This is a genomic window from Streptomyces sp. NPDC051555 (genome assembly GCF_044454405.1).
Classification (GTDB): domain Bacteria; phylum Actinomycetota; class Actinomycetes; order Streptomycetales; family Streptomycetaceae; genus Streptomyces.
Genome location: NZ_JBITDP010000083.1, coordinates 1 through 4,671 on the forward strand (window position 1 = coordinate 1; position 4,671 = coordinate 4,671).

The 4,671-nt window shown below is 67.4% G+C and carries 7 protein-coding genes; all 7 read left to right on the plus strand.

The genetic code is table 11. From position 1 onward, the window contains the following. The first annotated feature begins 191 nt into the window (after positions 1–191). The 7 genes from ACIBEA_RS44160 to ACIBEA_RS44190 all read left to right on the plus strand — a co-directional run bounded on the left by ACIBEA_RS44160 (position 192) and on the right by ACIBEA_RS44190 (position 4,536). Positions 192–764, plus strand: coding sequence for a hypothetical protein (locus tag ACIBEA_RS44160; protein WP_399270160.1), 573 nt, complete (start codon positions 192–194; stop codon positions 762–764). Further along, positions 754–1,071: a hypothetical protein gene (locus tag ACIBEA_RS44165; RefSeq protein ID WP_399270162.1), complete on the plus strand. Its 318-nt coding sequence runs from the start codon at positions 754–756 to the stop codon at positions 1,069–1,071. Before ACIBEA_RS44160 ends, ACIBEA_RS44165 begins: the two co-directional genes overlap by 11 nt. 176 nt (positions 1,072–1,247) lie before the next feature. Next, entirely contained in the window at positions 1,248–1,586 is a 339-nt protein-coding gene (locus ACIBEA_RS44170; RefSeq protein WP_399270164.1) for a hypothetical protein, read from the plus strand. Between the two features lie 54 nt (positions 1,587–1,640). Then, positions 1,641–1,973: a hypothetical protein gene (locus tag ACIBEA_RS44175; RefSeq protein ID WP_399270166.1), complete on the plus strand. Its 333-nt coding sequence runs from the start codon at positions 1,641–1,643 to the stop codon at positions 1,971–1,973. Positions 1,974–2,261: 288 nt separating this feature from the next. Beyond that, positions 2,262–2,666, plus strand: coding sequence for a DUF3052 domain-containing protein (locus ACIBEA_RS44180; RefSeq protein WP_399270168.1), 405 nt, complete (start codon positions 2,262–2,264; stop codon positions 2,664–2,666). 433 nt (positions 2,667–3,099) lie between these two features. Next, positions 3,100–3,546, plus strand: coding sequence for a hypothetical protein (locus tag ACIBEA_RS44185; RefSeq protein WP_399270170.1), 447 nt, complete (start codon positions 3,100–3,102; stop codon positions 3,544–3,546). Between the two features lie 207 nt (positions 3,547–3,753). Further along, on the plus strand, positions 3,754–4,536 hold the full coding sequence (locus ACIBEA_RS44190; RefSeq protein ID WP_399270172.1) for a hypothetical protein: 783 nt from the start codon (positions 3,754–3,756) through the stop codon (positions 4,534–4,536). Positions 4,537–4,671: the final 135 nt, after the last annotated feature.

Sequence of the window (4,671 nt, forward strand, 5' to 3'; positions counted from 1 at the left end):
ACTCCACCCGCCACAGTAGAAGGACGACTACCCCGCGCACCCCCAAGCAGCGTTCTCCCAGCTCAGCGGTTCCCTGCAATCGAGCTACACCCAACCTCGATCTCCCCCAGCCCGTCCCGGCCGGGCGCGCCGTCGTGTTTGCCGCCGCCGCGCTCGCCGCTCTGGGGCCCGCGACCACCGCCCTTCCGGGTGTGCTTGGCCTGCTTGCGGCCGGGGTGTTCGGCGCCGCCGTGGCCCAAGGCATCCCGGTGGCCGTCCGGCGAGCCACCCGCCACCGGATCCGGACCGTGACCGACGGCCAGATGCACGCCACGGTCTTCTTCCGGCTCGTCGCCTACGAACAGCGGCTGCGCGCTCTCGCCCGGAACAGCGGGAGGTCTGAGCTAGCCCGCGCGGCCGCGATGCTCCACCGGCTCCTGTGGGATGCCGCCGGCCTGGTTCCCCTCGCCGAGCACGACGAGCAGGCCCGTGAACTCCTGTTTGGCTACGGAGAGTCGTTGGCACTTCTCGTCGACCAAGCCGTCGAGGTCGAGCGCCTGGAGGCGGCCGTCGAATCGGCGATCTGCGACGAACGCCCCCTGCGGATGCCGGCCAACGAGCCCGCCGACCTACCGGAGGGACTGCTGCCCCTGGCCGCCGTGGAGGAAGCGGCACGGGAGCTGGAAGAACTGGGCCAAGGACTGCGTCACGCCCGGGTGGTCCTGAACAGCACGGACACAGCCGGACCGATCGACGACTCAACGGGAGGACGACATGCAAGGTGAACAGGTACAACAGGAGCCCCTGCGGTGGCGGGAGGTTCACCCGGAGGCCTTGGCGGAGCTGAGGCGCACCTGGGGAGTGATCGGGCACAGCAGCGTCATGATGGTGGCCGCCCTGAGCCTGATCGGGACGTCGCTGACCATCGGATACCTGCACATGCCGGAGTGTGTGGAGGGCGGGGTGCGACTGGGCGCGAGTATGGCCGCGGTCTACTGCGCGTCGGTCGCCCTGTGGCGGGTGGTCCGCGCCATGTGGCGGGCTCTTCGGGCGCTTGTCCGGACGCGCCGGCACCGGGCACCGTCAGGGTGAGGGGTGTCGAGGTTCTGCGGCAGAGGAGGTCCTACGACACCGAGATCGGGGAGCAGGGCTACCAGACCGGCCCGGTCGAGGGTGAGCCGAAGATCGGGTGAGACACCCTGATCCTGATCGCTGATGAGTACGGATACGGATGGCTGCCTGGCCCCTTTCGTCGATACGGTCGCTCTATGACCACAGCAGCCAACGACCCATGGCGCGGAGAACTCGTCCGGGAACTGCCTTCGATGCTCGCCGTCGCCGCCGTCACCGGTCTGGGCATCCCGGCAGCGCTCGCCTTCTTTCGTGGGGAAGTCATCGCCCAGGCGTCTGCAGGTACATGGCTTGCGGCGGGCGGCATTCTCGCTCTCGGGGTACCCGTGCTTGCCCTACTCGGCTGGTGGGGAGAGCGCACGGGGCGAGACAGGTTGGACACCTGGACGGTCAACGCTGCGGCAGCGATTGCCCTGGTGGTGTTGATCCTCCTGGACGGCAGCTGGACGATCATTCTGTCCCGCTTCCTGAACTGATCGCCGGCAACATCAAGTGAGACGGGACAGCAGGGTCTCGAGAGGATGACATTCATGGAGCTGAAGATCGGACACACGGACAGCTCGGCGGCGACAGCATGGGTCGGACGCCTCGCAACCGGCAAGACGCTGCCACACGATGCAAGCGTCCGCGTGTGCGTGAACGTGTTGAACCGTGTTGTGAGCGAGATCGAAAGCCGTGAATCGGAAAGGAAGAAGCGGCGTTTCTCGTTGCGCCCGTGGCATGCAAGCGCTATGTACTACCTGATCGTCGACGACGCCCGCTTGCTTGCCGCACACCCTGAGAACGCGGAGCTGCGCGACCTGGTTGCTGCCATTCGACGTCGCGGTCCTTCCGTTGACGTTGTCATGCGGCCCCTGCGATAAACCGGGAACGAAATCTAGCCAAGCCGGGAACCCGACGTCGCTGAGGGCTCCGAAGCCGCAGGTCAAGGACTTTCGTCGGTGCCCCTTGCCGGGAGTCGGAGAAGCCCGACATCGGGCAGGCTGTCCTCTCGCAGCAAAGGTTGAGCGATCTCACTGATTCTTGAGCTCGCCCGAGCACGTTTTCAGCAGTGGTGCCTCAACCCGAATGAATCACTCGCGAGCACTCTGAGTGTCTGGTTGGCTACAGCAGGGATGCGATACGCGTGTCCAGTGATGCTGGAGGAAGCGATGACCACAGAAGAGCGGACCAGCCCTGCGGCCCGGCTGGGCTACCAGCCCGGACAGGTCGTCCAGGAGATCGGCTACGACGACGACGTTGATCAGGAACTCCGCGAGGCCATCGAGGAGATCATCGGCCAGGACTTGGTCGACGAGGAATACGACGACGTCGCCGACGCCGTCCTCCTGTGGTTCCGTGCGGATGACGGTGACCTCACCGATGCCCTGGTAAACGCCGTCGCAATGCTCGAAGACGGCGACATCTGGCTCCTCACCCCGAAGACCGGACGAGACGGATACATCGAACCCAGCCAAATCAGCGAGGCATCACAAACCGTCGGCCTCTCCCAGATCAAGGCCATCAACGTCGCCGAGCACTGGACCGGCACCCGCATGGTCGCTCCCAAGCGGTAACTGCCCAGGACCACGGCCAGGCCCGCCCCGCGCCGACCACACGCGGCGGCGGGTCTGATGCCTCCAATAGGTCCCATGTGTCAGCCGCCGGTGAGACAACCTGGCGGGTCAGCAACCTTCGGTGAGATTGCTCAACCTTCCCTACGTTGTTCTGCGGGACCGGGCGAGCCCTTCTGTCCTTTGTCATCCAATCGAGGCGTTTGACAGCGAACCCAGTCGTTTCGGCTTCCTTGCCAGCGAACCTAAGCCTCCCGCACGCTGTCAGGCAACGGAGTGGAACTCATCTGACCGGCAGCGTCGGCCCACTGTGTCAGGGGGCGCATTCAGGATGTGCTCCGATGCGTAGGCGACGCGCGCGGGGATGTCGTAGGGCATGATCGTTTCTGCATGGTGCGCTGCCCCCATGAGTACCCCTCGCACGTTCATTCTCACCATGGCCGTCACCGGTGCGCTCCTGGCCGGCCCCGGCCTACTCGCCATGCCTGCACAGGCCGCTGGCCACACCGCCCACCTCTCCGCGGCTGCCGCATCGACGCGCGGCGAGTTCCAGGTCAACGCCTTCTTCGCTGCGTACAGGGATGCGATTCGCGGAGAGAGCGCCGACGGCAAGACCCCGGCGGAAGTCCGGGCCGTTTACCTCACGTCTGAACTCGACGCGAAGCTCACGGACTGGGCCAGCAAGCATGACGCGGACCCCGTCTTCCGGGCGCAGAACGTCCCGAGCGGCTGGACGGTGCGTGCTGGCGTCGACACCGCGGAGAGCTTCTCCGTGATCGTCACCGAGACCTACGACGGCGGCACCAGCCAGGAAGTCCTCTACACGGTCAGGGCCTCCGACCTCGTCATCACCGACCTACAGGACCCGACGCCGGCGGCGTGAGCCTGGCATGGGCCGGACCCCGCGGGGTCCGGCCCATGCTCCACCTGACCACGCCCAACCAGGCCAGCCGCAACCCACCTGCACTCAGTGACTACCGAGATCCGCAGGACCAACCAACCGTAGGTTCAGACAGTTTCTCGCTTCGGGCCCGCCGATCCGGCAGGGCCCGTTTTCATGCCCGCATACAGCCCGGAGGGCCGACCAGCCATGCCCGCACGCCGCGTCGACACACTGCCTACCCACCCGCGCACCGGACAGCGCGCCCTCTACGTCTCCCCCCGCACCGGCCGCGTGTTTTGGCCGATCCTGGGCGGCTCCGGCGAGGGCGGCGACCCGCCCACCCCGCCAGCGCCGGCCGGTGACCCGGCCACCGATCCGGCCAGCACCACCCCGCCGCCGGCCGCGGACCTGGCCGCAGCGCAGGAGCTCACCGACGCGCAGCAGCGTGCCGAGGACGCCGCCACCGAGCGCGACCAGCTTCGCGCGGCCCTCGACGCGGTGAACAAGGCCATGAATCCCGATGGTGAGGCTGGCGAGCAAGGCCCGGCCAAGCTCGCCGCGGCGGTCGCCGACCGCGACACCCAGCTCGCCGACGCCGCCTCGCAGCTCCGCACCGCGCAGGTCGAGCTCGCCGCGTACAAGGCCGCCGGCGCCGAGGGTGCCCGCGCCGATCGACTGCTCAACTCCCGTGCGTTCGTCGAGGCCGTCGCCCCGCTCGACCCGGCCGATGCGAAGTTCGGCGAGCAGCTCGTCGCCGCGATCAAAGCCGCCGTCGAGGCCGACCCGGACCTGTACCGGGCTGCTCCGGCAACTCCGGGGCGCGGGGGCGCCGAGTTCAACAGCGCGCCGGCCGCGGATCGCAAGCCGGCCAACCTGCACGACGCCATCGCCGCCCGCATCGGCGGCTATAAGTCGTACCGGGTGACGGGCTGGGGGTGCTGGGTGGCGGTACCGGCTGGGGTGGAGCCTCCAGAAGATCTGGTGAGTTGACACTGATCAGCGGGCCGGAAACGAAGCCAAAGCGAGATCCCTGTGGACGATTGCGTAATTCCCCCGTCTGAACTTCGCGTAATTCCCCCACCCCTCGCCTGATCGGTGTCATTTGATCGGTGGCTTGTCGGGCCT